Here is a 25,217-nt window from a genome sequence, read left to right on the forward strand (position 1 = left end):
TCCGGAAATTTGTATAAGGGACACCCCGGCGGTGCCCCGCCCCGCCGCGCCGCCGGTCCCGGCCGCCGGCCGGGTGCCGCCCGGGATCAGTTACCCGGCCGGGGGTACGGGCGGCTTCCGCACCGCCACCGGCGTCGGCGCGGTGGCCGGCCGCGGTGGTGAGCTGTTGCGCTACCGGGTCGCCGTCGAGGAGGGCATCGGCAACCTCGACGTGGAGCGCTTCGCCCGGGAGGTGGCGGCGACCCTGGCCGACCCGCGCGGCTGGACCGGCGACGGCCGGTGGCGGCTGCAACGGGTGGGGCGCGACGGTCCGGCCGACTTCACCGTGCTGCTGACCACGCCGGTGACCCGGGGCCGGCTCTGCGCCGACACCTCCGACCACTACACCTCCTGCCGCAACGGCGACCAGGTGGTGATCAACGTGGCCCGCTGGGTGCACGGCGTGGCGCACTTCCCCGACCTCGGCGGCTACCGGCGGTACCTGCTCAACCACGAGGTGGGCCACCGGCTCGGCCGGGGCCACGAACTCTGCCCCCGGGCCGGCGGCCCCGCGCCGGTGATGCAGCAGCAGACGCTCGGCCTGCACGGCTGCACGCCGAACGCGTGGCCCCGCGTGGACGGCATGCTGCACAGTGGCCCGTCCGGCCAGTACGACGACCCGATCCCGGCGGAGGACTGACCCGGCGAGCGCGGACGAGGTGCGCTCAGGCGGGTTCCTGACATCGCGGCCGCAAATTGCAAATAGTGCCTCTGACCTGGGGTTTTGCCCATCTCCGTGGCTACGGTTGAGGGGCGCCCGACGCAGTGCGTCGCCTGGGAACAGTCCACCGTCGCCGGCTGGACTCGGTGGCAGCGGGTGAGCGCCAGGCGTACCAGCTCCGGTGAGCCGGCTGTCGCTCCGCCCCCGGTCGTGCCGGTGGGCGAACGGCAGCGGTGGCGACGGAAGGGTTAAGGGCTGTGGAAGATGAAAACAGAGCGAGCCATGAGGATCTTCCTCGATGGCGGCTGCATCATCGTGGGACTCGGCGGGATCGTCCACCAGACGACAATCGTGCCGCCCGGCCAGGCCAACGCCATTCTCCTGGGGACGTACGTGACCATCCTGGGGATCCCCGCGGGCGTTGGGCTCCTGTCGCTGCGGCGCAATGGCGGCAGCGATACGACCAGTTCGCCGTCAGCATCTCACTTGCCGGACTCGCGGCCGCCGCCATCGCCATCGCCGCCGCCGTGCGTAGGGGGTGAGTGACATGACGTCCCCGCAGTGGCACGTCGGCTCCCGTACCACCCGGGTCATGATCGCGTCGTTCCTGTTCGCCCTGGTCGCAACCATCTCATCCATGGTGTACGCAAACTCCGTGGCCCGGCACTCCGTGCAGAACCTCTGCGCCCTCGTGGTGACGCTCGACGACACCTACCGCGTCACGCCCCCGCAGACCCCCACCGGCCGCCAGATCGCCGAGCAGATGAGCGAACTGCGCAGCCGGCTCGACTGCCCGTCGCCGGCGTCCGGGCGGAGCTGAGGCCGCCGCCGGGCCGTTCCGCACGGTGCCCTCGGCAGCGGTACGGAACGGCCCGGGCGGCAGGTCAGCTCTGCGACGGCGGGTCGTGGACGTCGCAGCGGTGGCCCTGCTCGGCCCGCTCCACCGTCCGGCCCGTGCAGAGCCGCAGGTCCGGCGTGAAGCCACCCCACAGATGGTCGGCGCGGGCCTGGAAGTTCGTCCTGCCGGGGCGGCACAGGCTGGCCAGCGTGCGCCACTCGATGCCGTCCGCCGGTCCGTTGTGGGCGATCTGGACGACGGCACACCGGTCGCGGTGGTTGACCGCGAGGGTCCCGTCGACCGCGATCGGCGGGACGGGTCGTTCGGGAATGCTCATCATGAGCCGGTAGGTGCCGTAGGCCGTGGCGCCCCCGGCGGCCAACTGGAACGTGTCGTCCGCGGCGGCGGCGGGCGGAGCCGCCGCGACCACGGCGATGCCGGTGCCCGCCAGGGCACAGAGGGTTCGGAGGACAAGGCGTTTCATCGGCTACTCCTGATCGCGCCACCACGACCCGTGGTGGCGGTACGCGAAAGCGTCGCCGGCCCTTGACCGGCCGCTTTCGGAAATGGTTTCCCGGCCGTATTCGGCGGGTCGGCGAAATGCCGGAAGGAATGGACGCGCCGGGGCGTCAGCGCACGAAGAGGGTGTAGCTGGGGGCGAAGCCGGTCTGGCACCGGAACGACACCCAGACCTGGCGGGCGACACCCGCGGCGCCGACCTGCCGGCATTCGGCCCGGGCGTCGGGCACCTGGTGGAAGGCGGCGGTGTAGACCTGCTTCTCGGCCGTGTGCGCCTCGGTGCGGGGCCGGTAGGTGATGATCAGGTCGTCGCCGGCGAAGCCCGACCGCACGGAGAACGCCTCCCAGGCGCCGGCGGTCCGGCCGGCCTCGCCGATGACCGCCGCGCGGCCGAAGCCGTACGTGCCCAGCAGCGCGGTGGTGGGCTCCGATGCCGCGGCGTGGGCGGTGGACGGGGCCAGCACGGCCCCGGCGACGCCGGCCAGGACGAGGGTTCGGGTGAGCTTGGGCATCTGTTCGGGTCCTTTGCGAATTGTCGCGGGGATCTCCCGCGGTTTCTCGGGACAACCGGCGGGAGGGTCTTCTCCCGGGCGGTTCGGAAAGGACCATACGGGCCGTCCACTCCGGACGGTGTAAACCAGCTCACATTAAGTGGAGAACAATTTGTTAAGCAATTCCCGACCGGTCAGCGGGGGAACGACGCCCAGATGTTCTTGGTCTCGTCTGTGGCGTACCAGCCGACCGCGAGCGAGACCGACTGGGCCAGCATCAGCCCGCGCCCGCCCGAGTCGAGCGGGTGGACGTCGTCCAGCCCGGGGACGGTGCTCAGGTCGTGGTCCGCCACGTCGAGCAGGAAGCAGTCGTCGGCCGCGAGCAGGGTGACGATCGTCGGCGGCCGGCCGTGCCGCAGCGCGTTGGTCGCCAGCTCGGTGGCGACGAGCACCACGAGGTGGGGCACCTCGTCGAGGTCCTCGCCCTGGACCAGGCCGTGCCGGGTCAGCGCGTCGCGCAGCGAGGCCCGCAGCTCACGCAGCTCCTCGGCTGTGGCGAGCACCCACTGCTCCAGCTCGGCGGCCTGCGGCGGTGGCGGCGAGGTGCGCAACGGTCCCATGAACTGGACTTACCCTGCGTAGCCGTCCGTTAAGCCGGTCCGGACCGGCTCCCGACCGCGGCGTCCGGGAGCCGGTCCGGCCGGTCAGCGGCGGAGCAGGGCGAAGACGCCCCAACCCAGGTACTCCCGCTGGTAGCGGACGTGCCGCAGCGGGTCCTCGGTCAGCTCGCGGCGCAGCTCCCCGGCCAGCTCGTCGTCGGGGTTCGCGTCCAGCCAGCGGCGCAGGTTGAGCCAGTGCGCGGCGGCGTACCGGTCCCAGCTGTCCTGGTCGGCGAGGACCATCTCGACCAGGTCCCAGCCGCACTCGCCGAAGAGACCGACCAGCCCCGGCAGGTCCCGGAACTCCTCCCGCGAGCGGGCGTGGCAGCCGGCCACGGTCTCCTCGTCGGGCGGGTCGAGCCGCCAGTACGGCTCGCCGACCAGGACCATCCCGCCGGGGCGCAGGGCGCGCTCCAGGATCTCCAGGGTGCCGGGGACACCCCCGCCGATCCAGGTCGCCCCGACGCAGGCGGCCAGGTCGACGCGCTGCTCCGGTACGTGGGTCGTGGCGTCGCCGTGCACGAACCGGACCCGGTCGGCGACGCCCAGCTCGGCGGCGCGCGCCCGGGCGGCGGCGGTGAAGGCGCTGCTCAGGTCCACCCCGGTGCCGGTCACCCCGTGATCCCGGGCCCAGGTGCAGAGCAGCTCGCCCTTGCCGCTGCACAGGTCGAGGATCGACGCGCCGGGCCGGAGCCTGATCGCCCGGCCCAGGGTGGCGAGCTTGGCGTCGTCGAACGGGTTGAGGATCCGGAGGTCACCCTCGCGGATGGTGAAGCTACGTGGCAGATCCAAGTCGGTCACTCCAGAGGAAGGGTGTCGGAAGGAGACGCTGATCGGCTCGACTCGGCACGGGCATCAGGACACCTTCTTCAGGCAGTCGGAGTGAGGTGCGGCGGAGGCTACCGGCCGGCTCGTCGCCGGCCAAGCCAATTCGCGGTGGCTGAGCGACGGCACAGGGACGGACGGCTGGGCCGAGGTGCTTCCGGCCCCTCGCGGGGTATTGCCTTCCATGTGAAAAAGCTGAGAGATCGTTACATAGGACAGGTTTCAATGGACAAAAGCCTGGTCCGGCGCCGGGTCGTGGCGACGGCTCGGGTCACCCGGGAGCCCCCGCCGTCCCGGATGGACCGTCCGGTCGCGCGCGGCGTCGCCTCCCCGGTGGTGGGCGCGCGGCACGCGGAGCCGGTGGACGCGGCAACGGCGGTGCTCCAACCCCCGGACGTGACCGGAGCGATCTTCGTGGACGGCTCCGGACGCCGGGCGCGGCGCCTGCTCCGCGTCGCGTACGTGCTGGTCGCGGTCCTGCTGGTCCTGCTGGCGGCGTTCTGGCTGCTGCAGGGCCTGGACATCGTCGATGTGGGTGCCTGATGGGCGTCTGGCGGGCCGGCCAGCGAGTGGGCGGGACCGGCGAGGTGCTGGCGTCGCCGGCCCTGACCCCACGGCAACAGCGCCAGCGACGGCGGAACCGCCGGCGCTGGCTGCTCGCCGCCGTGGCGACGTTCGTCCTGCTCAACCTGCTGGCGATCGGCGCATACGCGAATGCCCGCTTCACCCCCGACCACCGGGCGGGTGGGCCGGCGGGTACCGACTCGGTGCCGGCGGCGGTACGCGAGGGTGGGACGGTGGTGGACTTCCGGGGCGGTCGGCTGCACGCGCAGCGAATGCCGTCGAAGACCATCGCCCTGACGTTCGACGACGGTCCCGATCCGCGGTGGACGCCGAAGGTGCTGGACGTGCTCGCCCGGCACCACACGCCGGCGACGTTCTTCGTGGTGGGCGCCCAGGTCGCCCGGCAGCCCGAGCTGGCCGAGCGGATGGCCCGCGAGGGCCACGAGCTGGGCATCCACACCTTCACCCATCCCCAGCTGGCGGACCTGCCGTCGTGGCGGCGGAAGGTGGAGTACTCGCAGACCCGTGCCGCGATCGCCCACCTCACCGGCGTGGACACGTCACTGGCCCGGCTGCCCTATTCCAGCGGCGTCGACGCGCTCGACGACGCGAGCTGGCCGGTGGTGCGGGAGACCGGCGAATGGGGGTACGTGTCGGTGTTCAACGACACCGACAGCCGGGACTGGGCCCGTCCCGGCGTCGCGTCGATCGTCCGCAACGCCACCCCGGAGGGGGACCGGGGGGCCATCGTGCTGCTGCACGACAGCGGTGGCGACCGGTCCCAGACGGTGGCCGCGCTGGACCGGTTCATCCCCGAGATGCAGGCCCGTGGCTACCGCTTCACCACCGTCTCGGACGGGCTCGGCCAGCCCGGCGCGGGCACGGCCCGGCTGGACACCGTCGACCGGGCGCGGGGGGCGCTGCTGGTCTGGGGCGTGCGGTTGGCGGACGCGACCATCCACCTGCTGTGGCTTCTGCTGATCGTGGTGGGGCTGCTCACCCTCGGCCGGACCCTCCTGCTCTTCGGGTACGCCGTCGGGCACGCCCGCCGTCGCCGAGCGCCCACCTGGTCCTGGGGTGGCGACGTGACGGACCCGGTGACGATCATCGTGCCGGCGTACAACGAACGGACCACCATCGCCGCGGCCGTGCGGTCCCTGGCCACCGGCACCCATCCCGGCATCGAGGTGCTGGTCGTGGACGACGAGTCCGACGACGGCACCGCCGAGGAGGTCGAGCGACTGGGGCTGCCCAACGTGCGGGTGGCCCGGGTGCCGGGCGGCGGCAAGGCCGCGGCGCTCAACGCCGGCGTGGCACTGGCCCGCAACGACCTGCTGGTCATGGTCGACGCCGACACGGTGGTGGAGCCGGACGCGATCCACCGGCTGGTACAGCCCTTCGCCGACCCCCGGGTCGGCGCGGTGGCCGGCAACGTCAAGGTGGGCAACCGGCGGCGACTGCTGGGCCGCTGGCAGCACATCGAGTACGTCATCGGGTTCAGCCTGGACCGGCGGCTCTACGACACGCTGCACTGCATGCCCACCGTCCCGGGTGCGCTCGGAGCGTTCCGCCGGGAGGCCGTGCGCGCGGCCGGCGGCCTCAGCCGGGCCACCCTGGCCGAGGACACCGACCTCACCATGGGTGTCCACCGGGCCGGGTGGCGGGTGGTGTACGAGGAGTCCGCGGTCGCCCGCACCGAGGCGCCGGTCACCCTCGCCGAGCTGTGGCGGCAGCGCTACCGGTGGAGCTACGGCACCATGCAGGCCCTGTGGCGGCACCGGCGGGCCCTGGTGGATCGGGGGCCGTCGGGGCGGTTCGGCCGGCGCGGACTGCCGTTCATCGCCCTCTTCTCGGTGCTGCTGCCGCTGCTCGCCCCGGTGGTGGACATCTTCGCCGTCTACGGGATGTTCTTCCTCGACCGGTACGAGACGGTCCTGGCGTGGTTGGCGGTCCTGGTGGTGCAGGTCGTGACCGCCATCCTGGCCTTCCGGCTGGACCGGGAGCCGCTGCGGTCGCTGTGGGCACTGCCGCTGCAGCAGTTCCTCTACCGGCAGGTCATGTACCTGGTCCTGGTCCACTCCGTGATCACCGCGTTCAGCGGCGGCCGGCTCAAGTGGCAGAAGCTGCGCCGCACCGGCGAGGTGGCGGCGGCGCACGCGCAGCCGGTCGGCTGACCGGCGTGGTGGTGCCGGGGCCCGCCACCCGGCGGGCGGCGGGTTCCGGTGCCGTCTCGCAGCGGTGGCGGCTGCGGACACCCGGCCGCGCCACCGGGTGGCATGATGCCCTGCGTGTCCGCCCCTCACGACCCGTACGGCAGCGAACCAGCCCCGCCCACCAGCGTGTTGCCGCTGGCGCGTCCGGCCGGCAGCCGACACCGGGCGCCGGACGACGGGCGCCGGCTGATGTGGCTCGCCGTGGGCGGAGCAGCCGTCACGCTGGTGGCCGCCATGCTCGCGATCACTCTCACCGGCGATGAGGACCCCGGCCCCGCCGCCGGCACCGTGGCGGTCGGCACGTCCGCCCCGGCCGAGCCCACCGAACCCGTGACCGACGAGGTCTCACCGTCGCCCACCGGCTCCCCGTCCCCGTCGTCGGCCGCCCCGCGGCGCACCGCCGCCCCGGCGGACCTCGCGGCCGGGCTGCGCGCCACGCTCGACGGGCTCGCGCAGCAGCGCCAGCTTCGTCCCCGGGACGCCAGGGAGCTGGGGAAACGGCTGCGGGAGGTGGAGGAGGCGATTGCCGGCGGCGAGCCGGAGAAGGCGCGGGAGAAGCTGCGCGAGTTCGCCGGGAAGCTGGTGGAGCTGCGCCGGGAGGACAGGCTGAGCGCGCGGGGGTACGACGTCCTGGTCGCCGGCGCGACGCAGCTCGCCCAGGCGTTGCCCGCCCGCTGAGCCGTCCGGCGCGGCCGCCCGGTGTTTTCCCCGGCGCCGGCCTGGGCATGGTTCCGTCGATGGACGCCGGGTCGAGGCTGGACGGCCGCTACCGGCTGCTGGACCGGCTGGGGGCCGGCGGCATGTCGGTGATCTGGCGTGCCCACGACGAGGTGCTCGGGCGGGACGTGGCCGTGAAGCTGCTCTCCCCGGAGCTGGCGGCCGACCCCCAGCTGCTGCACCGGATCCGGGCCGAGGCCCGCTCCGCCGCCCGGCTCCGTCATCCGAACGTCGTCGAGGTCTACGACTACGGCGAGGTCGCCGACGGCGACGGCCCTCCGGTGCCGTACGTGGTCATGGAGGTCGTCGAGGGGCGCTCCCTGGCCCAGCTGCTCACCGGCGGCCCGCTGCCCTGGCGGGTGGCCGTGCTGATCTGCGCCCAGGTCGCCGCGGCGCTCGCCGCCGCCCACCGCCGCGGGACCGTGCACCGGGACGTCAAACCCGGCAACGTGATGATCGCGGCAGCCGGGGTCAAGCTGGTGGATTTCGGCATCTCGGCCGCCTCGGGCGACCCGGACGGGCTGTCCGAAGGGCTGTTCGGCACTCCGGCGTACCTGGCTCCCGAGCGGCTGGAACAGGGGGCGGTGCGGCCGGCCACCGACGTGTACGCCCTGGGGCTGCTGCTCTACCGGGCCCTGGCCGGCCGGTTGCCGTGGCGGGCGTCCACCACCACCCAGATGCTCGCCGCCCACCGGTACCGGGAGCCGGCCGCGTTGCCGGACCTCACCGATCTGCCCCCCGAGGTCGCTGACCTGTGCCGGCGCTGCCTGGCCAAGGACCCGGCCGACCGGCCGCCGGCCACCGAAGCGGCTCGCGTGCTGGGCGCCGTCGTCGGGTTGCCGCCGACCACCCTCCTGCTGCCCGATGCCGCCCCGGCCAGCCGCGAGCCCACGCCCACGCGTACCTGGCTGCCGTCTCCCGGCCCGGTGGCCGCCGGCCTCGCCGCCTCGCCGCTCGTCGCGGTGCCGCTCGCGGGCTGGCGGCGGCTTCCCGCGCCCCGGCGGGCGGCCGTCGCCGGGGCGGCCGCCGCGGTGCTGTTGGCCGCCGGGGCGGCCGCCGCGCTGTCGGCGGGTGGCTCGTCCGACGACGGCACTCCGGCTCCCACCCCGGCCGCCGTCGCCGGCATCGGCCAGCGCCAGCCGGAATGCGGCGTCCGCTACGCCCTGGACCGCGCCGTCAACGGCCGGTCCTCCACCCGGGTCAGCGTCACCAACACCGGCACGGTGTCGATCGACGACGCCCGGCTGGCGTTCAGCCTCCCCGACCGGCAGCGCCTCGTGCGGGGCTCGCCCGGCACCTGGCGGCAGAGCGGTGACACGGTCCAGGCCAGCATCGGTGACCTGCCGCCGCGCCGGACCGTCACCGCCACCGTGGCGGTCACCTACCGGGAGGCCACCTCCCTGCCCGGCCAGTTCCGGCTCAACGACACGCCCTGCCGCAGCACGTTCACCGTCGCCGGGCAGACCAGCCGGCCCGCCCCCCGCTCCGACCGCACCGAGGACGACAAGAAGGGTGAGGACGGCAAGAAGGGCGAGGACGACAAGAAGGGCGAGGGCGACAAGAAGGGTGAGGACGACGACTAGCGCCCGCTCGCCGGTTGGTCCACCGGGCAGGCGTACGCGGTCCGCCCGCCCAGCTGCCAGGTCCGCACCGGGCTGCCGCAGCGGCGGCAGCGCTCCCGCTTGTACACCCACCGCTCGTCCGGCGCGGCCGGGTCGCTGACCACCTGCCCCAGGTCGCGTCCGAGCGCGAGATGGACGACGGTGAGCCGCCACAGCCGCTCCGCCGCCGGGGCGCCGACCGACCGGGCGTCCGGGTCCAGCCCGGCCAGGAAGAGCAGTTCGGCCCGCCAGGCGTTGCCGATGCCGGCCCAGACCGCCTGGTCGAGCAGCGCGGCGCCCACCGGCGCGCCGGTCGCGGTGAGCCGGCGTACCGCCTCGGCCGGGTCGGCGTCGGCGCGCAGCGGGTCCGGCCCGAGCGAGGCCCGCAGGGCGCGCTCCGCGTCCGGCGGCAGCGGCTCGCAGCGGATCGGCGCGATGAGGTCGTACGCCACCGTCGGGCCGGCCAGCCGCAGCCGGGTGCCCGGGCGGGGCGGCGCCGCCGGGTCGTCGTAGCGCAGGAAGAGCCCGCGCAGGCCGAGGTGCACGTGCAGGACCGGCGCGTCGGGAAAGTGGTAGAGCAGGTGCTTGCCGTCCGCCTCGACGGCCCGCAGTGGGCGGCCCGCGTAGGGCGCCGGGTCGAAGCGGCCCTGCGGGCTGGAGAGCGTGACGTCACCCCCGGTGAGCGCGTCGTGCTGCTCCCGGGCGTACCGGTGGATGAGGTGGCCCTCGGGCATGGTCGGCACGTACCCGGCCGGCCGGGGCGGAAACGACCGTGGGCCGGCCACACCGCCGCCGTGCCCGAGGTGTCGGCCGCGCGGATATCTGCTGTGGTCTATGTCACGTTAGCGTGCCGGCACGCCGGCCGTCCCGCCGGCGCTCCGACGGGAGAACGCCATGAAGACACCGTGGAAAGCCGCCACCGCCCTCGCCGCGGCCCTCCTCCTGGTCCTGCCCGGCGGCGTCGCCGCCCGGGCCGCGAGCACGCCCTACACCAAGACCCCGGTCGCCGGCTCGCTGCGCACCTACCCGATCTCCGCCGTGTACGTCGCCGGGGTCTCCTCCGGGGGCTACATGGCCACCCAGCTCCAGGTCGCGTACTCGGCGCGGATCCGGGGCGCCGCGATCTTCGCGGCCGGGCCGTACTACTGCGCCCAGAACAACGTCTCCCAGGCCCTCTACGGCTGCGGCGACAACATCTACCCGACCCACGTCGCCAACCTGGAGACCTACACCCGCACCTGGGCGTCCTACGGCTGGGTGGACGGCACCGGCAACCTCGCCGGCGAGCCGGTGTACGTCTACCACGGCGGCAACGACAGCACCGTGAAGAAGTCGGTCACCGACGACCTGGTCCGCTACTACCAGGACTTCGGGGCGAGCGTCCGCTACGACTCCGGCGGCGCGGCCGGCCACTCCTGGGTCACCCCGTACGGCACGGTCGGCTGCACGGCCACCGCCTCGCCGTTCCTCGCCGACTGCGGCACGGACCCGCAGGGCGCCTTCCTCGGCAAGCTGCTCGGCTCGGTCTCCGCGCCGAACACCGGCCCGCTGGGCGGCACCCTGATCCGTTTCGGTCAGGACACCTTCGCCACCAACGGCTGGGCGAACGGGCTCAGCATGGATACCAACGGCTTCGCGTACGTGCCGAGCACGTGCGCCGCGGGCACCACCTGCCGGCTGCTGGTCGCCCTGCACGGCTGCGCCCAGGGGTACGCGAAGGTCGGCACCGCCTTCGTCGACCGGGCCAACCTCAACCAGTACGCCGACACCAACCGGCTCATCGTGCTCTACCCGCAGGCGGTCGCCAGCGGGGTGAACCCGAACGGCTGCTGGGACTGGTGGGGCTACCTCGGCGCGACGAACTATCCGATCAAGGGTGGCGCCCAGGTCGAGACGATCATGAACATGGTCCGCCGCCTGGACGGCTGAGCCGGGAATCCGGCCCGTACCGCCAGGTGCGGGCCGGTGGGCTGCTGCGATACCGTCACCACGTGATGGTCGAGGAGCACTGGTGGAACGGGGTCACCGCCCCTCGTGGGCGTCGTGACGTCTACATCCGTACGGACGGGCAGCGCTGGGAGGTGCAGGCCCAGATCGGTGGCACCGCCGGCCGGTCGAAGATCCAGGAGTGCCCGAGCCGCGGCTCCGCGAGCATCCTGGCCGGGGCGTGGCGCGGCAGCGGCGCCGGCTGGCGCGAGGTGCGCCGCTGACCCTGGGCGGCGCGGTCAGTCGACGGCCCGCTGCCTCACCCTGAGCGACGGTGCTGCCGCCGGTCGACCAGCAGCATCACGACGAGCACCAGCACCACCACGCCGAGCTGCGCCCGGGCGTCCAGCCGCGTGCCGACCGGGATGGTGGCGAGCACGGCCGCGCCGGTGACCAGCCGGCTGAGCACCGGGGCGGCGTGCAGCGAGCGACGCAGGACCGCGATCCCCGCCAGGTACAGCGCGACGCCGCCGGCCAGCGCGAGCGCCGGGCGCCAGTCGGCCGGCTGCTCCGGGTGGGCGACCGCGGCGTGGATGCCGGCCGCCGCCACCACGATGCCCAGCAGCAGCGGGATGTGGCCGAAGCCGACCCGGAGGGCCAGCCGGGCCCGTTCCGTGCCGACCGCCGCCAGCCCCTCCTCCTCGCCGGGAGTGTCGGTGAAGTACGTCCACCAGAGCGCCGCCGGCAGCGCCAGCGCCAGGGCGATGACGGCCACCCCGCCGACCCCGAGGTGAGCGGTGTCCACGCCCATCCCGATCGCCACCACCGACTCGCCCAGCGCGATGATCACCAGAAGCCCGTGCCGCTCGACGAAGTGCGCCGGCTGGAGCCGGAACGCGGGCAGCACGCGCACCCAGGAGATCCGGGGCACCAGGTACGGGACGACCGACTGGAGCGCGAGCGCCCCGAGCCAGCACGCGTACCGGGCGGTGCCGTCAACGACGCCGCCCACGACCACCAGCAGCGCCGATCCCAGGTTGTACACGGCCAGCCGGGCCAGCGCCGCACCGATGTCGGCCTGGGTGAACAGCAGCAGGTGGACGCTGATCACCACGAGGTAGCCCACGCCGAAGAGCAGCCCGGTGCCGTCGAAGGCGTCCGGCACCGCGACCGCGGCGAGCAGGAAGCCGACCATCCCCACGAAGAGCAGCAGCTTCTGCGCGGGCAGCCGGGGCGGCACGTGGTTGGCCAGCCACACGTACCCGTCGAACATCCACCACAGGATGCCGAAGAGCAGCAGCACCCCGCCCAGCCCGGGCGGTGACAGGTCCTCCTCCAGCACCCGGGTGAGCTGGGTCAACGTGAAGACGAACACGAGGTCGAAGAAGACCTCGACGGCGGTCACCCGGTCGGCCGGCGCCGGGGTGCCGGTCCCCGGACGCACGGGTGTCATGAGGACCGAGCGTAGACCTCCGCCCCGGTCTCCGGCCCGTTCTCCGGCCGCCGCGAACCGCCCGCGCGCGAGACCGCCCAGAGCACCACCGCGCCGAGCAGCGCGGCCACCGGGGCGATCGCCAGCCCGTACCGGAGGTCGGTCGACACCAGCGCGCCGGCGAGCGCGGAGCCGGCGGCGCTGCCCACCACGAACGCCGTGCTCACCCAGGCGAACGCCTCCGCCACCGTGCCGGGATCGGCGAGCCGCTCGGCGGTGAGGAAGATGGCGGTCAGTACCGGCGGCAGCGCCAGCCCGCTCACCACGAGCAGGCCGGCCATCGGGACCGGGCCGGGGGCGAGCAGCAACGGCAGGAAGCCGATCGTGAGCCCGGCGGCCAGCAGCGGCAGCCGCCCCGGGCCGCCCGGCCGGGCCCGGGTGTAGAGCAGACCGCCGGCCAGCGCGCCGGCGGCCTGCGCCGCGAGCAGCCACCCGCTGAGCCGCCGGTCGCCGGCCGTCTCGGCGTAGCCGGTCACCGCCACCGCGATGCTGCCGACCGCCGCGCCGATGCCGACCACGCCGGTCATCAGCACGGTGAACCGGGGTACGCGCAGCGGGCCGGCCCAGTGCCGGGCCGCCGGCACGCCGCGCCAGGCCCGGACGGCGGGGCTGAGCGCGTACGCCGCGGTGCCGGCGAGCTGCGCCAACGCGGCGGCGACCAGCCCGGCGGGCGGGCCGGCCAGGGTCACCGCGAGGAGGGTGACCAGCGGGCCGACCACGAAGATCACCTCCTGCACGGCGATGTCCAGCGTGTAGGCCGTGGGCACCGTGGTGGGCGGGAGCAGGGCGGGCCAGAGGGTACGCAGGCACGCCTCCAGCGGCGGTGTGCCCAGCCCGGCCACCGCCGCGCCGATCACGGCACCGGTGACGTGCCCGCCGGTCAGCGCCACCGCGCCGAAGCCGAGGCCGGAGAGGACTGCGGCGCCCCACAGCACGGGCGGCTGCCGCCAGCGGTCGACGGCCCGGGCGAGCAGCGGCGTGCCGACCGCCATCCCGGCGGTGTACGCGGCCACCAACAGGCCGGCGGCGGCCAGGCTCAGCGACTGGCGGGCGAAGAGGAGCAGGGCCAGCGGCCCGCTGGCGGTGGGCAGCCGGCCGAGCTGGCTGCTGAGGAGGACCCGGAGGACCTGTGGTGCGCGCAGCACCGCCCGGATCCCGGAACTGTCGACGGACATGGGGCATCGCTCCCGGTGCGACGTGACGGGGAAAGGAGGCGTCCGGTGCCGGGCGCCTCAGGGAGCGAAGTCGGCCCGCTCGTGGTCGTTGCCGTAGAGCGGCAGGGCAGGGGGGAGCCACTGGGCGTACGCGGCCGCCGTCGCCTCCACCGGGATCACCCGCCGACGGTAACCCACCGGCGACCGGACAGAAAGCTCGGATCGTAGCTTTTGAGGGTTTATGCCCGGATAGGCTCGGGCCTGCCGTGCCGAGCCGCTGATCCGGGAGACAGCCATGTCGCATCACCTTGACACCCCGCTCGCCGCCCAGAGCGGCCAGCTCTATCTCGACGACCTCTACGTCTTCGACGGCGAGCGCGGGACGGTCCTGGTGATGGACGTCAACAGCTCGGTGACCCGGGCCGACATCAAGCCCGGCTTCCACCACGAGGCGCGGTACGAGTTCAAGGTGCACGTCGACGGCAGCGAGATGGAGCAGCTGACCTACCGGGTGGCCTTCGGCGAACTCGACGGCCAGGGCGGGCAGGAACTCACCGTGCACGCCCTGACCGGAGCCGAGGCGTACGACGACGGCGCCACCGGGACGATGGTCGCCCAGGGCCGTACCGGTGTGGAGGTGACCGGCGGCAACCTGCGCGTGTGGGCCGGCCGGATCACCGATCCCTTTTACATCGACCTGGACCAGCTCGCCACCGTCAACGACGCCTTCAAGAACGGCGCCCGGCTGGACCGCTCCGCCTGGCGGCCGGAGAACGCGAAGAACAGCTTCGCCGGCACCACGGTCGACTCGATCGTGCTGGAGGTGTCCCGGGACGAGCCGATGCTGGGCGACGGCACCCGGATCGGTGTCTGGGCCGCGACCAGGCTGGCCACCGACGCCGGCGGATGGCGGCAGATCAACCGTGCCGGCCACCCGATGATGTGGCCGATCTTCTGGCCCACCGACACCGACTTCTCGAACCCCGCGAACACCCGGCACCCCTGCGAGGACCTGCGGGCCGACGGCGAGGAGATCGCCTCGACGGTCGCCCGGGTGGTGGCGGCCAACGGCACCGCGCCCGACCCGGAGGCGTACGGGTGGAGCGTGGCCCGCGACGTCTACCCGGACCTGCTCTCCTACCAGGTCGGCACCCCGGCGAACTACGGGTTCGCCGCCCGCAACGGGCGCACGATGGCCGACAACGCGCCCGAGGTGATGTTCTCCCTGGTGCTCAACACCGGGATGACCTCCGGCCTCACCCCCGACGTCACGAAGGACGCCCGCGCCACCTCCTTCCCGTACGTGGTCCCCGCCGGGCGGTGAGTCCCTGAGCGCGGGTGGGCCCGCACCCGCCGTTCGGCCCCCGACGGTGCCGCGACTGCTGGTGCTGCTGGCCGTCGCGTCGGGCGTGCTGGACGTGGTCTGCGTGACCCGCCTCGGCGGCTTCTTCGCCAGCGTGATCACCGGGAACCTGGTGCAGGTCGGCCGGGCCCTCGCCGCCGCTGACCTCCGCGCCCTGGCCGGTGGTGCCGTCGCGGTGGGCGGGTACGCGGCCGGGGTCGGCGCCGGCAGCCAGGCGTTGCACCGCGCCGGGCAGGGCTGGCGCCGGCGTACCACCGCGGTCGCGACGGCCGAGGCGGCGCTGCTGGTCGTGGTGGCCGCCGGCTGGCTGGCGACCGGCGCGCGGCCCGGCTACGGCATCGGCCTCGTCCTGCTCGCCGGCGCGGCGCTCGGCGGGGTGCTGCTGAAGGTCGCGCCGGCCTGGGCGCCGGCGCCCGCGGCGGCCCTGGTCGTGGCGGTGGCCGTCGTGGCGCTCGCCCCGCGCCGGTAGTGCCACGTGTAGGAAATCTTCTTCATGGCTGTTGACTCAGGTGGTTTCTAACACAACAATCGCCATCTATATCGACATCCATCGTTGTCGATCACCGATCGGGAAGGAGGTATCCATGGCGGCCATACGAGGCGAAGTGTCGTGGTTCTGCTGCGGCACCGCCTGGGGACCGTGCGGCACCGCCGGGGGTGGCGCCTGCGGCACCTGCAGGTCGGGCAACTACCAGCACGCCTGGCCGAACACCTCGGACGCGTGCTGGGCCATCACCCATCCGGACACCTGCGGCCTCAGCATGAGCCGGCGGACCTGCGGCTTCCGCCACTACACCACCAACCTCTGCAACGGCGCCCGGGTCGGCACCACCATCGCCGACTGCGGCCCGCAGACGGACCTGTTCTGCGGTGAGCGCACCTGCTGCGGCTCGGCCTGCGGCAGCAACCGGATCATCGACCTGACGCCCGCGGCGTTCAGTGCGATCGGCAGTCTCTCCGTGGGGCTGCGGCCCTGCTCGGTCGACACCGTCTGAACGGGAGGGTTCCGCCATGCCACAGACCCTGGACCGCCGCCGCCTCCTCGCCACCGCCGCCCTGGGCGGCGTGGTGGGCGCCACCGGTCTCGGCTCGCTCGCCCCCGAGGCGGCCTTCGCCGCCGAGCCGGCGACCGTCGAGCCGGGCGCCCCCGACCCGAACTTCGTCGAGGGCCGGATCAGCAAGGTCTCCGGCCACCTGCTGCTGGTCACCGGATCGGACACCGTGCTGCACTCCATCCGGATCACCGACGGCACGAGCATCTGGAAACTGCACCCGACCACGTTCGACCAGGTCGCCGTCGGCGACGGGCTCTACGCCCGCGGCGTCCGGCTGCCCGACGGCACGCTCGCCGCCGACTCGGTCTGGGTCAACATCGTCAACCTGCACGCGCACATCGCCGCCGTCGGCCGCAACCTGCTGCACCTCGACCACAAGGGCCAGCGCATCGTGGCCCACGTCGTGCCCGGCCGGTCCGCCGCGGTCTACAACGGCACCCCCGCGATCAGCGACCTGTCCCTGCTCCGGGTCGGCCGGCACGTCCAGGTGCTCGGCGCCTGGCACCCGGACACCAACGAGATCGACATCGCCACCGTCTACGCCGCCGCCTGACCGGTACGCCCGACGGCTCCAGGTCGCGGCGCGGCGTCAGGCGCGTCGAGCTGGAGCCGTCGCAGGGCGGCGCGCGACGCGTGCCGCCCGGGCGTCACCCGTCGGCCCCACCCGAGGGGAGAACACATGATCGACATGATCGCGGCGCTGCAACCGCTCGTCGTCGGCGCGGTGCTGATCTGGTCCGCCCGCGTCAAGCTCGTCAACCGGCACGCCGCCGGGGCCGCCCGGCGGTCCGCGCTCGCCCCGCTGCTCGGGGAACACCGCGCGCTGCCCGCGTACCGGCTGCTCGGGGGCGTCGAGCTGACCCTCGGCGCGCTCCTCCTGCTGCCGCCCGCCCTGCGGCTGGAGACCGCCGCCGCGACCGCCCTGGCCGTCGGCTTCCTCGGCTACCTGGCGTACGCCCGCCGGACCGCGCCCACCTCCTCCTGCGGCTGCCTGAGCAGCCGCCCGACCCCGGTCTCCGGCCGCAGCCTCGGGCGGGCCGGGCTGCTGGTGGCGGCGGCCGGGCTGGCCACCCTGCTGCCCGGCGGCTGGGCCACCGCGCTCGCCGACCGCCCGCTCGCCGGCGGCGCCGCGCTGCTCGCCGAGGCGGCGGTCGTGGTGGCGCTCTCGCCCGAACTGGACGCCGCCTGGCTGCTCCCGCTGCGCCGGCTGCGTGCCCGGCTGACCAACCCGCTGCGCGGCGGATCCGGGCTGCCGCTGCTCGCCACCGTGCAGCAGGTCCAGCTCAGCGACTCCTACCGGCGGGTCGCGCCGCTGCTCCGCTCCGACGTCCGCGAGCACTGGGACGACGGCGAGTGGCGGTTCGTCGGTCACACCGCCGTCTACCAGGGCCGGCCGGCCACCGCGGTCTTCGCGGTCCCCCTGGTCGACGGCGAGCCCGAAGCGGTACGGGTCGCCGTCGTCGACGACGCCACCGGGCAGACGCTGCTGGCCCTCGCCGGGGCCGGGCAACCCGCCGGCCCGCGGCTCGACGTGGTTTCCGCGTAGCGACCGGCGGGACCACCGGGGCGCCGGTGGTCCCGCCGCCCCGCCGGGGCGGACTGCGCGTGGCGAGCCGCGATCCGGGGGTTGTGGGGGATTGCCATCATCGATGCGTGGCGTGGAATGACCTGGTTCGTCAGCGAGGTGTTCCATCCGATGACGAAGCGGCGGATCCGACCCGGCTCCTGGGTGCGGCCCGCGGCGACAACCGCACCAACCTGCTCGTCGCGGAATACAACGCGATCCGAGCCGTCATGGCACAGAAGTCCTCGGCGTCGCACGCTCTCGTCGGCGCCTACCTGACCGTGGTGGCGGTGATCCTCGGGTTCGTGGTGGCGAACCGGGCCGATCCCCGCCTGCTGCTCGCGGTGCCGGTGCTGGCGGCGATCTCCGGGATCACCATCCTCCGGCGCCGGCGCGATCGTGAGGCGGCGAACAGCTACATCCGCGACGTGCTTCGGCCGCTCGCCGTGGAATGCTCCGGCGATGACCGGATCTTCCGGTGGGACGACTTCTACGCGCAGCAGCGGGGCTCCCGTTCCCTGCTGTACGAATTCGGGCTGCAACTGGTCTTCCCGCTGTCCGGGTTCGTCTGCCTGTTCGTCACCCTGCCGCTCCTGTCCTCGGTCGGGGAGTGGCTGGCCTGGCTCACGGGAGTGAGCTTCCTCGTCGCGCTGATCTCCGCGTACGTCCACCAGAACAGGAGCCATCTCGCCCGAACGGTGTCCGGCGCCCGTGCTCTCGGCCTCCGTGCCGGGCGGCGGCTGCGACGGTGGAGCAGAGGCGGCGCTCGTTCCTGACCGGCGACCGGCCGGGCCGCGGACCCACACCGGACCATCGATCCGGGCGCAGCGCGGCGTGGCGCTGCGCCCCGGCGGGACGTCCACCTATGCCGACATCGCCGCGTACGGACAGATCGCCGGCCTGGCCGGGGCGCGGCCGGGTTGACGCAGCACCGGGCTTCGCCACATCGGGTAGGTCGTGGTGCCGTCCGGGAGAACGAACGGCTGGTGGGCGACGTAGCCGTGGCGGGCGTACAGGTCCCGGTCCGCCGCGCTGGTCGCCTCCGTGTAGGTGGGGATCAGGGCCTGGCCCATGCGCGCGTTGCTGGCGGCGAGCAGGGAAGCGGCGCGTCTGGTGCGGTAGGGCTGCGGGGCGACCGCGAAGAACGCCAGGTGGTTGTGCGGGGCGACGGGTCGGTGTGCCGCCAGCACGTCGTCGAGGTGCAGGAAGCGGTCCAGGTAGTCGGCGCAGGCGACGGCGAGGCGTTCGCCGTAGCCGGTGGGCGCGTGCATGGGGCCGTACTGGTGCAGCCAGACGGCGGCGGCGGAGTGATCCTGCAGGAGCCAGGCCTCGCCGGAGAGGAGAGCGTGTTCGGTCCACACGCGGACGACGGCGGTGAGGACGTCCCGGCGGCGGCGTTCGTCGGGCACCAGCCAGGCGCCGGTGGTGCTGGCGGCGAAGGGGCCGGCGACGAGATCGACGATGTCGGTGATGTCGTGCCACCTCGCGCGGCAGACGGGCAGGGCGTGGTTCACGGAGTGCTCCTGGTGACGGATGCGTTCGGTTCGTGGACGGCAGGTGCCGAGGTTCGTGCACGTCGGCGCCGGCGTGGCGTCATCGCGCCAACGGCGGGACCTCGTTGTGCAGCCCGGGGCGATGGCCCGGGTGAGCGGTGAGGGACGCAGGCCGGGGGGCGGGCGTCGGGGCGTGGGCGGCTCAGGGGAGCCGGCGGCGATGGCGGGTCAGCGAGCCGGGTGATGGCCCTCGCCGGGGTGATCCGCCAATGGCGCGTCGGACGCCAGCCGGGGAGCTTCCGCCGTTCCCGGCGCGGTCCCGCCCGTTCGCCGATGCGACCGAGCGGCGTCAGGCGGGTCTGGTGTCCGGCTGACTCGGACGGTCCACCAGCTCGTCGCTCCGAGCGGGGAGGCAGCCGAGAACCCGCAGCTCCGGTTCCCAGGAACGAGGCGAACCCTCGGCGGGGGCGCCGGGTGCTCCGGCACCGGTGCCCGCGCCGGCCGTGGTGGCGGGCGCGGCGGGCGTCACACCAGGGCCGTGAGCGGGCTCGCCCGGCCACTGACCGCGCGACGTGGTGTTCCCCGGTGACACCTTTTCGCGACCTGTCGACGAGTGCGTCAGCCGAGATGAGGTGGCCTGCGGGGGAACCTCCACGATCGGTGGAGCCGGGCGGGCGATCACCGGGGAAGTGCCGGTCGTCGGCGCCTGACCGGTCGTCGGCGCGTCACCGGCCGGCGCGGGCGTGCCGACGATCGGCCCAGCCGGCGGAGCGGACGGCGCCTCGGGTCCTCCGATGACCGGCTCGGTCAGGTCGAGCACCGGGGCCAGCGCGGGAGGCAACAGGTCGATGATCGGCTCGGCCACGGGCCGGACGACCTCGACGACCGGCTCCACCAGCGGCGCCGAGGCGACCTTGGCCAGGACTGGAGACGTCAGCTCCCCGACCGGACGCGTCACCGGCGTGATCGCCTCGGCGATCCCCGTCCCGTCCAACCGGGGCCCGGCGACCACCGCCGGACTTGGCGATTGACCGCCCGCCGCCGGCCGGCCCGTGCCCGCCGCCGTCGTGCCGCCACCGGTGCCGGGTGCGTCGCTCCCGTCGGCCGACGTCGTCGGCAGACGCAGCGCGGTTTCCCCGATGATCGTCCGGACGCCGTCGAGCAGGTTGTCCACCACGCCGGGCCCAGCCGGTTCGGCAGCCCGAGCGGCGTCCGGTGCGACGGCGCTGCACAGGCCCCAGGCGCCGACGAAGCCGCCGCACAGGAGCGCGCCGCGCAGCGCCCACCGAGCCAGTCGGCCTGGACACCGCGACAACGGGCACCTCCGAAGGAGCACGTGCTCACATCAAGGTCCTTGATTGTGCCCGGCGCGAGCGGTCCGGCATCGCCAACACACCGGAGGACGCTGACCGAGGAGACAGGTGTCCCGGGCCACCGGCTCTCTTCGGATGCCGTGCGGCCCCTGGTCGGCGGACGTCAACGCGGGTCACTCCCTGCCAACGCGGGTGCCCCCGCCGGTCGCTAGACTGGCCACTCGCGCCCTCGTAGCTCAGGGGATAGAGCAACGGTTTCCTAAACCGTGTGTCGCAGGTTCGAATCCTGCCGGGGGCACCAGGTCAGGCCCGGGCGTAGTGGCGGACCGTCACGCTGGCGAGGCCCCGCTCACTTCTCCCCAGAACCGTTACGCCGGGCCTGCCCGGGACCGCGGAACCGGTGCACCTCCTGCGGCCAAGTCGAGCACGGTCGCGAGCCTGCCGGCCCAGTAGCGCGCCGCGGCATCGTCGGGCACGTCCACGACGGCGAAGCCGCCGAGGTGCTCCTTGGTCTCGACGTACGGGCCGTCGGTGAAGATCAGGACAGCGTCGGCCTGCATCTCCTCGATCACGGCCCGGGCGGCCGTGGCCTTCTCGCGCAGTTCCTCCGCCGTGTGTGGTCGGGCACCCACTCATCGTTGAAGGTGATCAGGTACTCCGTCATGGCCGCACATCGGTCGACGGAGGAGACCGCCGGCTGGAAGGTCTACAACCGCCCGCCGAAGAGATCCTCCCACCGCTCTACCACGTCCCAGCCTTTTCCTTGCAGCAGAGGCGGCCACCAGACGGCGATGCCGAGAAACAGGGCAGTGACATTCAGCAGCCAGCCACCTGCCCAGCCGATCAGCAGCCCGACGCTCAACCGCCATCGGACAAATGCTGCGAATGCGGCCGCCACCAGAATGGCAAGCCCCAGAACGGCGTGGGCCAGGATGAACGTACGCAGGGCCTCGAAGTTGACCGCGAACCTACCGCCGGCTTCCAGGTCGATATCGCTGTAGCCGCCCATCCGCCATATGACAAAGGGGACGGCGGCAGCTACCACCACATGACCGAGCACGGCCGTGCCGACGCCACCGGGGACCATGCCCCGGCCCGCCCGGGTGCTCCGCCCCGTAGCGCTCTCCACTGCTTCTGACACGGCTTTCCCCGCCCGCCCTCGTGCCTGCGGCCGGCGTCGTACGCCATTGGGCGGTAGGGGCCGCCAAGGGTGTCACTCCAGCCATGTCGCTCACTCCGCAGCGAGTGTCAGCACCCGGTGGGACGCTGTCAAGCACGCACGGCTCCCGGCGGCTCCGCTGGGTCAGGGGCCGGCCAACTGGCCGCGGCGACGGAGGAGGTACGCGGTCTCGGCGGTGTTGCCGGCCAGCTCGATGGCCCGGTCGTACGCCGCCCGCGACTCCTCGCTCCGGCCCAGCCGGCGCAGCAGGTCGGCGCGGGTGGCGTGGTAGGCGTGGTAGGCCTCCAGCGGCAGACCGTCGACCTCCGCCAGCGCGACCTCGGGGCCGTCGAGCTCGGCGACCGCGACGGCCCGGTTGAGCCGCACGATCGGTGAGGGGTCGAGGCGGACCAGCCGGTCGTAGAGCGCGACGACCTGCGACCAGTCGGTGTCACGGACGTCGCGGGCGTCGGTGTGGACGGCGTTGATGGCGGCGAGGATCTGGTAGCGCCCCGGCGGCTGGCCGGCGGCGAGGCGCGCGCGGACCAGCGCGTGGCCCTCGGCGATCAGCTCGCGGTCCCAGGCGCCACGGTCCTGCTCGCCGAGGGCGACGAGCTCACCGCTCGCCGACACCCGCGCGGCCCGGCGTGCCTCGGTCAGGAGCATCAGCGCCAGGAGTCCGGCGACCTCGCCGTCCGCCGGCATCAGGGCACGGACCAGCCGGGTCAGCCGGATCGCCTCGGCGGTCAGGTCGCTGCGGACCGCCTCCTTCTCGGGGTCGGAGGCCAGGTAGCCCTCGTTGAAGATCAGGTAGAGGACGGCGAGCACTCCGGTGACCCGGGCCGGGAGGTCCGCGCGGAACGGCACGCCATAGGGAATCCTCGCCGCCTTGATCTTCGCCTTCGCGCGGGTGATCCGCCGTCCCATGGCGCTCTCCTGGACCAGGAACGCGCGGGCGATCTCGGGCACGGTGAGCCCGCCGACCATCCGCAGGGTCAGCGCTATCCGCGCCTCCATGGCGAGAGCGGGGTGGCAGCAGGTGAAGACCAGGCGGAGCCGATCGTCGTCGATGGCGCCGAGCGGCTCGGGAGTTTCGTACAGCATCAGCGCCTCCCTGTGCTTCTCCTCGCGCCTGACCTCGCGCCGGAGCCGGTCGACGGCCTTGCGATAGGCGGTCGTGGTCAGCCACGCGCCGGGATGTGGCGGGACGCCGTCGACCGGCCACCGCTCGACCGCCGACGCGAACGCCTCGGCCGCCATCTCCTCGGCGATGTCGAGGTCCCCGATCCGCCTGACCAGGGTCGCAACCACCCGGGCCCACTCCTCGCGGTGGACCCGGGCGAGCACCTCACCGGCGTCGGTCATTCGCTCAGGATCGGCCGGAGCTCGATCCTCCGGTTGCAGTGCTTCGATCCCTCGCCGGCGAGCCGGAGCGCCACGTCGAGGTGGGGTGCCTCGATGATCCAGAAGCCGATGATGTACTCCTTCGACTCCAGGTAGGGCCCGTCGGTGAACACCGGCTCCCCGTGCCGGCCGTCGACGACCGTGGCCGTGCCGGGCGACGCGAGGCCGCCGGCGAAGACCCAGTGGCCGTCGGCCTGGAGTTGCTCGTTGAAGGCGTCGATCGCGGCCATCTCCTCAGCGGTGGCGAGGCCGGCCGTCTCGTTGAGCACGGACATCAGGTACTGCGCCATCGGGATCATCTCCTGTCGTCGTGTGGCCGCCCCTCGGGCCGTCTTCCACCCCCGCTACGAACGCCGCTGCCCCCATCCGACACGCTCCGCCGAGATTTCTGATGAGTTGAGCCGTGGCGTGGTCAGGCGGGCAGGCGGTACACCGAGACGTGGGAACGGGACTCGGCCGTGAACTCGGCCCCGGACCAGTCCGCGTACCTGGCCTCCAGCTCGAAACCGGCCAGCTGACCCATCAGGTCCAGCTCGGCCGGCCAGATGTAGCGGTGCGGGCTGCGGAACACCCGCGCCTCACGGCCCTCCCCGAACCGGAAGTGGTGGGACACGACCTGCTGGCGCACCACGTCGTAGGTGTCCAGGCCGATGTAGCCGGGATCGGCGTGCCACACCGTCGCCCGCTCGCCCGGGGTCAGCTTGCGCAGCTCGGGAACCCACAGCTCGATCACGAACCGCCCGCCCGGGCCGAGGTGGCGGGCGGCGTTGCGGAAGCAGGCGACCTGTTCCGCCTGGTCGAGCAGGTTGGAGATGGTGTTGTAGACCAGGTAGACGAGGGTGTAGTCGCCGGGCGCCGTGGCGGTCGCCATGTCACCGACGACCACCGGGATCGTCGCCTCGTCGGCCTTCGTCCGGAGCTGCTCGACCATCGGCACGGACAGCTCGATCCCGGTCACCGGCACGCCGCGTTCCGCCAGCGGCACGGCCACCCGGCCGGTGCCGATGGCGAACTCGAGGGCGCGTCCGGCGCCGGCGAGCGCGGCGAGGCGGTCCACGGTGGGCCCGAGGACCTCCGGCGCGAACATCCCGCTGCCCGGTGTGTCGTAGCGTCGGGCCGTCTCGGCGTCCCAGATCTCCTCCTGGCGCATGGCGCTCACGATCGTCGTCGATGCCGGCGCTGTCCAACAGGTTTTCGTCCGCGCGCCGGGACCCCGCAGCCTGCTCGTTCCGGAAGGCCGGCGGGGAAGAAGGCGATAGCCTGCGATCGGAGTGCTGCGTGGCGTGACGATCGGGGCTCGCGGGTGCCGGGTGGTCACCGTCGGTACCCTGCTAGTCCTGGCCTGCCCGCGACGACATGGTGGTACTTCGTGAACGATCTTCGAGTGGTGGCGTTCGACCTGGACGACACCCTGGCGGTTTCCAAGTCCCAGATCGATCGTCGGATGGCGGAACTCCTCGGCCACCTGCTCACCGAGGTGGAAGTTCTGATCATCTCCGGTGGCCGGTTCGAGCAGTTCGAGATGCAGGTGCTGGCCCACCTCGACCTGACCGAGGAGCAGCGCCGGCGGCTGCACCTGATGCCGACCTGCGGCACCCGCTACTACCGCTGGATGGACGGCGACTGGCGGCTGGTGTACGCCGAGGACCTGAGCGAGGCCGACAAGGCCCGGATCGTCGCCGCGCTCACCGAGTCGGCGCAGGCGCTCGACCTCTGGGAGTCGAAGACCTGGGGCGACATCATCGAGGACCGGGGCAGCCAGATCACCTTCTCGGCGCTGGGCCAGTCCGCCCCGCCGGCCGAGAAGTACGGCTGGGACCCGGACGGCAGCAAGAAGAAGCGGCTCCGGGAGGCGGTCGCCGCGAAGCTGCCCGACCTGGAGGTCCGGGGCGGCGGCTCGACCTCGATCGACGTCACCCGCAAGGGCGTGGACAAGGCGTACGGCATGCGGAAGCTGCTGGAGTGCCTGGACCTGAAGATCGACAATGTGCTCTTCGTCGGTGACCGACTCGACGTCGGTGGCAACGACTACCCGGTGAAGGACATGGGCATCCGCTGTGTCGCCGTCACCCGCTGGGAGGAGACGGCCGACTACGTGGAGGCGCTCGTCGACGACCTGGTGAAGCTGCGGGCCGAGCCGGCCTGACCGCCGCCCCCGGAGCGAGGG

The 25,217-nt window shown here is 73.4% G+C and carries 30 protein-coding genes and 1 tRNA gene; 17 read left to right on the plus strand and 14 right to left on the minus strand.

Going from position 1 to position 25,217, the window contains the following annotated elements:
* Window positions 1–7: 7 nt before the first annotated feature.
* From ACW0Q9_RS08705 to ACW0Q9_RS08715, 3 genes are all read left to right on the plus strand, one after another.
* Window positions 8–679 carry a DUF3152 domain-containing protein gene (locus ACW0Q9_RS08705; RefSeq protein WP_456179601.1) on the plus strand — a complete coding sequence of 224 codons (672 nt, stop codon included), beginning with the start codon at window positions 8–10 and terminating at the stop codon, window positions 677–679.
* 303 nt (window positions 680–982) lie between these two features.
* Window positions 983–1,246: a hypothetical protein gene (locus ACW0Q9_RS08710; protein WP_456179561.1), complete on the plus strand. Its 264-nt coding sequence runs from the start codon at window positions 983–985 to the stop codon at window positions 1,244–1,246.
* Window position 1,247: 1 nt separating this feature from the next.
* Entirely contained in the window at window positions 1,248–1,520 is a 273-nt protein-coding gene (locus tag ACW0Q9_RS08715) for a hypothetical protein (protein ID WP_456179562.1), read from the plus strand.
* 64 nt (window positions 1,521–1,584) lie between these two features.
* On the opposite strand, the gene ACW0Q9_RS08720 is transcribed toward ACW0Q9_RS08715, so the two are convergent.
* The 4 genes from ACW0Q9_RS08720 to ACW0Q9_RS08735 all read right to left on the minus strand — a co-directional run bounded on the left by ACW0Q9_RS08720 (window position 1,585) and on the right by ACW0Q9_RS08735 (window position 4,008).
* Window positions 1,585–2,022, minus strand: a complete 438-nt coding sequence (locus ACW0Q9_RS08720) for a hypothetical protein (protein ID WP_456179563.1) — start codon at window positions 2,020–2,022, stop codon at window positions 1,585–1,587.
* A gap of 145 nt (window positions 2,023–2,167) precedes the next feature.
* Window positions 2,168–2,569, minus strand: coding sequence for a hypothetical protein (locus ACW0Q9_RS08725; RefSeq protein WP_456179564.1), 402 nt, complete (start codon window positions 2,567–2,569; stop codon window positions 2,168–2,170).
* Between the two features lie 173 nt (window positions 2,570–2,742).
* A complete protein-coding gene (locus tag ACW0Q9_RS08730; RefSeq protein WP_456179565.1) occupies window positions 2,743–3,168 on the minus strand; it encodes an ATP-binding protein in 426 nt (141 codons plus the stop codon).
* Window positions 3,169–3,252: 84 nt separating this feature from the next.
* A complete protein-coding gene (locus tag ACW0Q9_RS08735; protein WP_456179566.1) occupies window positions 3,253–4,008 on the minus strand; it encodes an SAM-dependent methyltransferase in 756 nt (251 codons plus the stop codon).
* Between the two features lie 249 nt (window positions 4,009–4,257).
* Here ACW0Q9_RS08735 and ACW0Q9_RS08740 point away from each other — a divergent pair, with 249 nt between their 5' ends.
* The 4 genes from ACW0Q9_RS08740 to ACW0Q9_RS08755 all read left to right on the plus strand — a co-directional run bounded on the left by ACW0Q9_RS08740 (window position 4,258) and on the right by ACW0Q9_RS08755 (window position 9,109).
* Window positions 4,258–4,575 carry a hypothetical protein gene (locus ACW0Q9_RS08740; protein WP_456179567.1) on the plus strand — a complete coding sequence of 106 codons (318 nt, stop codon included), beginning with the start codon at window positions 4,258–4,260 and terminating at the stop codon, window positions 4,573–4,575.
* The gene (locus tag ACW0Q9_RS08745; RefSeq protein ID WP_456179568.1) at window positions 4,575–6,770 is read left to right on the plus strand and encodes a bifunctional polysaccharide deacetylase/glycosyltransferase family 2 protein; all 2,196 of its coding nucleotides are present in this window, start codon (window positions 4,575–4,577) and stop codon (window positions 6,768–6,770) included. Before ACW0Q9_RS08740 ends, ACW0Q9_RS08745 begins: the two co-directional genes overlap by 1 nt.
* A gap of 114 nt (window positions 6,771–6,884) precedes the next feature.
* The gene (locus ACW0Q9_RS08750) at window positions 6,885–7,487 is read left to right on the plus strand and encodes an FIMAH domain-containing protein (RefSeq protein ID WP_456179569.1); all 603 of its coding nucleotides are present in this window, start codon (window positions 6,885–6,887) and stop codon (window positions 7,485–7,487) included.
* Window positions 7,488–7,546: 59 nt separating this feature from the next.
* Window positions 7,547–9,109, plus strand: coding sequence for a protein kinase domain-containing protein (locus ACW0Q9_RS08755; protein ID WP_456179570.1), 1,563 nt, complete (start codon window positions 7,547–7,549; stop codon window positions 9,107–9,109).
* Here ACW0Q9_RS08755 and ACW0Q9_RS08760 read toward each other — a convergent pair.
* Window positions 9,106–9,861, minus strand: coding sequence for an Fpg/Nei family DNA glycosylase (locus tag ACW0Q9_RS08760; protein ID WP_456179571.1), 756 nt, complete (start codon window positions 9,859–9,861; stop codon window positions 9,106–9,108). The genes ACW0Q9_RS08755 and ACW0Q9_RS08760 overlap by 4 nt on opposite strands.
* 160 nt (window positions 9,862–10,021) lie before the next feature.
* On the opposite strand from ACW0Q9_RS08760, the gene ACW0Q9_RS08765 reads away from it, so the two are divergent.
* Window positions 10,022–11,056 (plus strand): extracellular catalytic domain type 2 short-chain-length polyhydroxyalkanoate depolymerase, encoded by a 1,035-nt coding sequence (locus ACW0Q9_RS08765; protein WP_456179572.1) that lies wholly within the window; start codon window positions 10,022–10,024, stop codon window positions 11,054–11,056.
* A 65-nt stretch (window positions 11,057–11,121) separates the two neighbouring features.
* Window positions 11,122–11,337 carry a hypothetical protein gene (locus tag ACW0Q9_RS08770; protein ID WP_456179602.1) on the plus strand — a complete coding sequence of 72 codons (216 nt, stop codon included), beginning with the start codon at window positions 11,122–11,124 and terminating at the stop codon, window positions 11,335–11,337.
* 35 nt (window positions 11,338–11,372) lie between these two features.
* Here the strand turns inward: ACW0Q9_RS08770 and ACW0Q9_RS08775 are convergent, their stop codons facing one another.
* Together ACW0Q9_RS08775 and ACW0Q9_RS08780 are read right to left on the minus strand one after the other, a co-directional pair.
* The gene (locus ACW0Q9_RS08775) at window positions 11,373–12,506 is read right to left on the minus strand and encodes a low temperature requirement protein A (protein ID WP_456179573.1); all 1,134 of its coding nucleotides are present in this window, start codon (window positions 12,504–12,506) and stop codon (window positions 11,373–11,375) included.
* Window positions 12,503–13,720 (minus strand): MFS transporter, encoded by a 1,218-nt coding sequence (locus ACW0Q9_RS08780; protein ID WP_456179574.1) that lies wholly within the window; start codon window positions 13,718–13,720, stop codon window positions 12,503–12,505. Before ACW0Q9_RS08780 ends, ACW0Q9_RS08775 begins: the two co-directional genes overlap by 4 nt.
* A gap of 274 nt (window positions 13,721–13,994) precedes the next feature.
* On the opposite strand from ACW0Q9_RS08780, the gene ACW0Q9_RS08785 reads away from it, so the two are divergent.
* The 6 genes from ACW0Q9_RS08785 to ACW0Q9_RS08810 all read left to right on the plus strand — a co-directional run bounded on the left by ACW0Q9_RS08785 (window position 13,995) and on the right by ACW0Q9_RS08810 (window position 18,457).
* A complete protein-coding gene (locus ACW0Q9_RS08785) occupies window positions 13,995–15,023 on the plus strand; it encodes a DUF4331 family protein (RefSeq protein ID WP_456179575.1) in 1,029 nt (342 codons plus the stop codon).
* 46 nt (window positions 15,024–15,069) lie between these two features.
* Window positions 15,070–15,531, plus strand: a complete 462-nt coding sequence (locus ACW0Q9_RS08790; RefSeq protein ID WP_456179576.1) for a DUF1275 family protein — start codon at window positions 15,070–15,072, stop codon at window positions 15,529–15,531.
* Window positions 15,532–15,646: 115 nt separating this feature from the next.
* A complete protein-coding gene (locus tag ACW0Q9_RS08795; RefSeq protein WP_151463010.1) occupies window positions 15,647–16,057 on the plus strand; it encodes an RlpA-like double-psi beta-barrel domain-containing protein in 411 nt (136 codons plus the stop codon).
* A 16-nt stretch (window positions 16,058–16,073) separates the two neighbouring features.
* Window positions 16,074–16,670 carry a cell wall protein gene (locus tag ACW0Q9_RS08800; RefSeq protein WP_456179577.1) on the plus strand — a complete coding sequence of 199 codons (597 nt, stop codon included), beginning with the start codon at window positions 16,074–16,076 and terminating at the stop codon, window positions 16,668–16,670.
* 126 nt (window positions 16,671–16,796) lie between these two features.
* Window positions 16,797–17,663, plus strand: coding sequence for a MauE/DoxX family redox-associated membrane protein (locus ACW0Q9_RS08805; RefSeq protein WP_456179578.1), 867 nt, complete (start codon window positions 16,797–16,799; stop codon window positions 17,661–17,663).
* A 107-nt stretch (window positions 17,664–17,770) separates the two neighbouring features.
* Complete coding sequence (locus tag ACW0Q9_RS08810) at window positions 17,771–18,457, plus strand: hypothetical protein (RefSeq protein WP_456179579.1); 687 nt, start codon at window positions 17,771–17,773, stop codon at window positions 18,455–18,457.
* 87 nt (window positions 18,458–18,544) lie between these two features.
* Here the strand turns inward: ACW0Q9_RS08810 and ACW0Q9_RS08815 are convergent, their stop codons facing one another.
* Together ACW0Q9_RS08815 and ACW0Q9_RS08820 are read right to left on the minus strand one after the other, a co-directional pair.
* Window positions 18,545–19,195, minus strand: coding sequence for a hypothetical protein (locus ACW0Q9_RS08815; RefSeq protein WP_456179580.1), 651 nt, complete (start codon window positions 19,193–19,195; stop codon window positions 18,545–18,547).
* 328 nt (window positions 19,196–19,523) lie between these two features.
* The gene (locus ACW0Q9_RS08820) at window positions 19,524–20,351 is read right to left on the minus strand and encodes a hypothetical protein (RefSeq protein WP_456179581.1); all 828 of its coding nucleotides are present in this window, start codon (window positions 20,349–20,351) and stop codon (window positions 19,524–19,526) included.
* Window positions 20,352–20,712: 361 nt separating this feature from the next.
* Between ACW0Q9_RS08820 and ACW0Q9_RS08825 the strand changes: the two genes are divergently transcribed.
* Window positions 20,713–20,788: transfer RNA gene (locus tag ACW0Q9_RS08825), tRNA-Arg, on the plus strand.
* 67 nt (window positions 20,789–20,855) lie between these two features.
* Here the strand turns inward: ACW0Q9_RS08825 and ACW0Q9_RS08830 are convergent.
* The 5 genes from ACW0Q9_RS08830 to ACW0Q9_RS08850 form a co-directional block, all read right to left on the minus strand.
* The gene (locus ACW0Q9_RS08830; RefSeq protein ID WP_456179582.1) at window positions 20,856–21,119 is read right to left on the minus strand and encodes a YciI family protein; all 264 of its coding nucleotides are present in this window, start codon (window positions 21,117–21,119) and stop codon (window positions 20,856–20,858) included.
* Between the two features lie 74 nt (window positions 21,120–21,193).
* Window positions 21,194–21,496 carry a hypothetical protein gene (locus tag ACW0Q9_RS08835; protein WP_456179583.1) on the minus strand — a complete coding sequence of 101 codons (303 nt, stop codon included), beginning with the start codon at window positions 21,494–21,496 and terminating at the stop codon, window positions 21,194–21,196.
* A 294-nt stretch (window positions 21,497–21,790) separates the two neighbouring features.
* Window positions 21,791–23,011: an RNA polymerase sigma factor gene (locus tag ACW0Q9_RS08840; protein ID WP_456179584.1), complete on the minus strand. Its 1,221-nt coding sequence runs from the start codon at window positions 23,009–23,011 to the stop codon at window positions 21,791–21,793.
* Window positions 23,008–23,340, minus strand: coding sequence for a YciI family protein (locus ACW0Q9_RS08845; RefSeq protein WP_456179585.1), 333 nt, complete (start codon window positions 23,338–23,340; stop codon window positions 23,008–23,010). The genes ACW0Q9_RS08840 and ACW0Q9_RS08845 overlap by 4 nt, the downstream gene beginning before the upstream one ends.
* Window positions 23,341–23,462: 122 nt before the next feature.
* On the minus strand, window positions 23,463–24,200 hold the full coding sequence (locus ACW0Q9_RS08850) for a class I SAM-dependent methyltransferase (protein ID WP_456179586.1): 738 nt from the start codon (window positions 24,198–24,200) through the stop codon (window positions 23,463–23,465).
* 219 nt (window positions 24,201–24,419) lie between these two features.
* Here ACW0Q9_RS08850 and ACW0Q9_RS08855 point away from each other — a divergent pair, with 219 nt between their 5' ends.
* Entirely contained in the window at window positions 24,420–25,196 is a 777-nt protein-coding gene (locus tag ACW0Q9_RS08855) for an HAD-IIB family hydrolase (protein ID WP_456179587.1), read from the plus strand.
* Window positions 25,197–25,217: the final 21 nt, after the last annotated feature.

This window comes from Micromonospora sp. I033 (assembly GCF_053890995.1).

Bases quoted from the DNA above. Each gene is read 5' to 3' on its own strand.
- ACW0Q9_RS08765 (WP_456179572.1), top strand. From the start codon at position 10,022: ATGAAGACACCGTGGAAAGCCGCCACCGCCCTCGCCGCGGCCCTCCTC.
- ACW0Q9_RS08760 (WP_456179571.1), bottom strand. From the start codon at position 9,861: ATGCCCGAGGGCCACCTCATCCACCGGTACGCCCGGGAGCAGCACGAC.
- ACW0Q9_RS08775 (WP_456179573.1), bottom strand. From the start codon at position 12,506: ATGACACCCGTGCGTCCGGGGACCGGCACCCCGGCGCCGGCCGACCGG.
- ACW0Q9_RS08725 (WP_456179564.1), bottom strand. From the start codon at position 2,569: ATGCCCAAGCTCACCCGAACCCTCGTCCTGGCCGGCGTCGCCGGGGCC.
- ACW0Q9_RS08840 (WP_456179584.1), bottom strand. From the start codon at position 23,011: ATGACCGACGCCGGTGAGGTGCTCGCCCGGGTCCACCGCGAGGAGTGG.
- ACW0Q9_RS08780 (WP_456179574.1), bottom strand. From the start codon at position 13,720: ATGTCCGTCGACAGTTCCGGGATCCGGGCGGTGCTGCGCGCACCACAG.
- ACW0Q9_RS08845 (WP_456179585.1), bottom strand. From the start codon at position 23,340: ATGGCGCAGTACCTGATGTCCGTGCTCAACGAGACGGCCGGCCTCGCC.
- ACW0Q9_RS08710 (WP_456179561.1), top strand. From the start codon at position 983: ATGAGGATCTTCCTCGATGGCGGCTGCATCATCGTGGGACTCGGCGGG.
- ACW0Q9_RS08835 (WP_456179583.1), bottom strand. From the start codon at position 21,496: ATGGGCGGCTACAGCGATATCGACCTGGAAGCCGGCGGTAGGTTCGCG.
- ACW0Q9_RS08785 (WP_456179575.1), top strand. From the start codon at position 13,995: ATGTCGCATCACCTTGACACCCCGCTCGCCGCCCAGAGCGGCCAGCTC.
- ACW0Q9_RS08740 (WP_456179567.1), top strand. From the start codon at position 4,258: ATGGACAAAAGCCTGGTCCGGCGCCGGGTCGTGGCGACGGCTCGGGTC.
- ACW0Q9_RS08805 (WP_456179578.1), top strand. From the start codon at position 16,797: ATGATCGACATGATCGCGGCGCTGCAACCGCTCGTCGTCGGCGCGGTG.
- ACW0Q9_RS08770 (WP_456179602.1), top strand. From the start codon at position 11,122: ATGGTCGAGGAGCACTGGTGGAACGGGGTCACCGCCCCTCGTGGGCGT.
- ACW0Q9_RS08720 (WP_456179563.1), bottom strand. From the start codon at position 2,022: ATGAAACGCCTTGTCCTCCGAACCCTCTGTGCCCTGGCGGGCACCGGC.
- ACW0Q9_RS08850 (WP_456179586.1), bottom strand. From the start codon at position 24,200: ATGCGCCAGGAGGAGATCTGGGACGCCGAGACGGCCCGACGCTACGAC.
- ACW0Q9_RS08715 (WP_456179562.1), top strand. From the start codon at position 1,248: ATGACGTCCCCGCAGTGGCACGTCGGCTCCCGTACCACCCGGGTCATG.
- ACW0Q9_RS08745 (WP_456179568.1), top strand. From the start codon at position 4,575: ATGGGCGTCTGGCGGGCCGGCCAGCGAGTGGGCGGGACCGGCGAGGTG.
- ACW0Q9_RS08730 (WP_456179565.1), bottom strand. From the start codon at position 3,168: ATGGGACCGTTGCGCACCTCGCCGCCACCGCCGCAGGCCGCCGAGCTG.
- ACW0Q9_RS08755 (WP_456179570.1), top strand. From the start codon at position 7,547: ATGGACGCCGGGTCGAGGCTGGACGGCCGCTACCGGCTGCTGGACCGG.
- ACW0Q9_RS08800 (WP_456179577.1), top strand. From the start codon at position 16,074: ATGCCACAGACCCTGGACCGCCGCCGCCTCCTCGCCACCGCCGCCCTG.
- ACW0Q9_RS08795 (WP_151463010.1), top strand. From the start codon at position 15,647: ATGGCGGCCATACGAGGCGAAGTGTCGTGGTTCTGCTGCGGCACCGCC.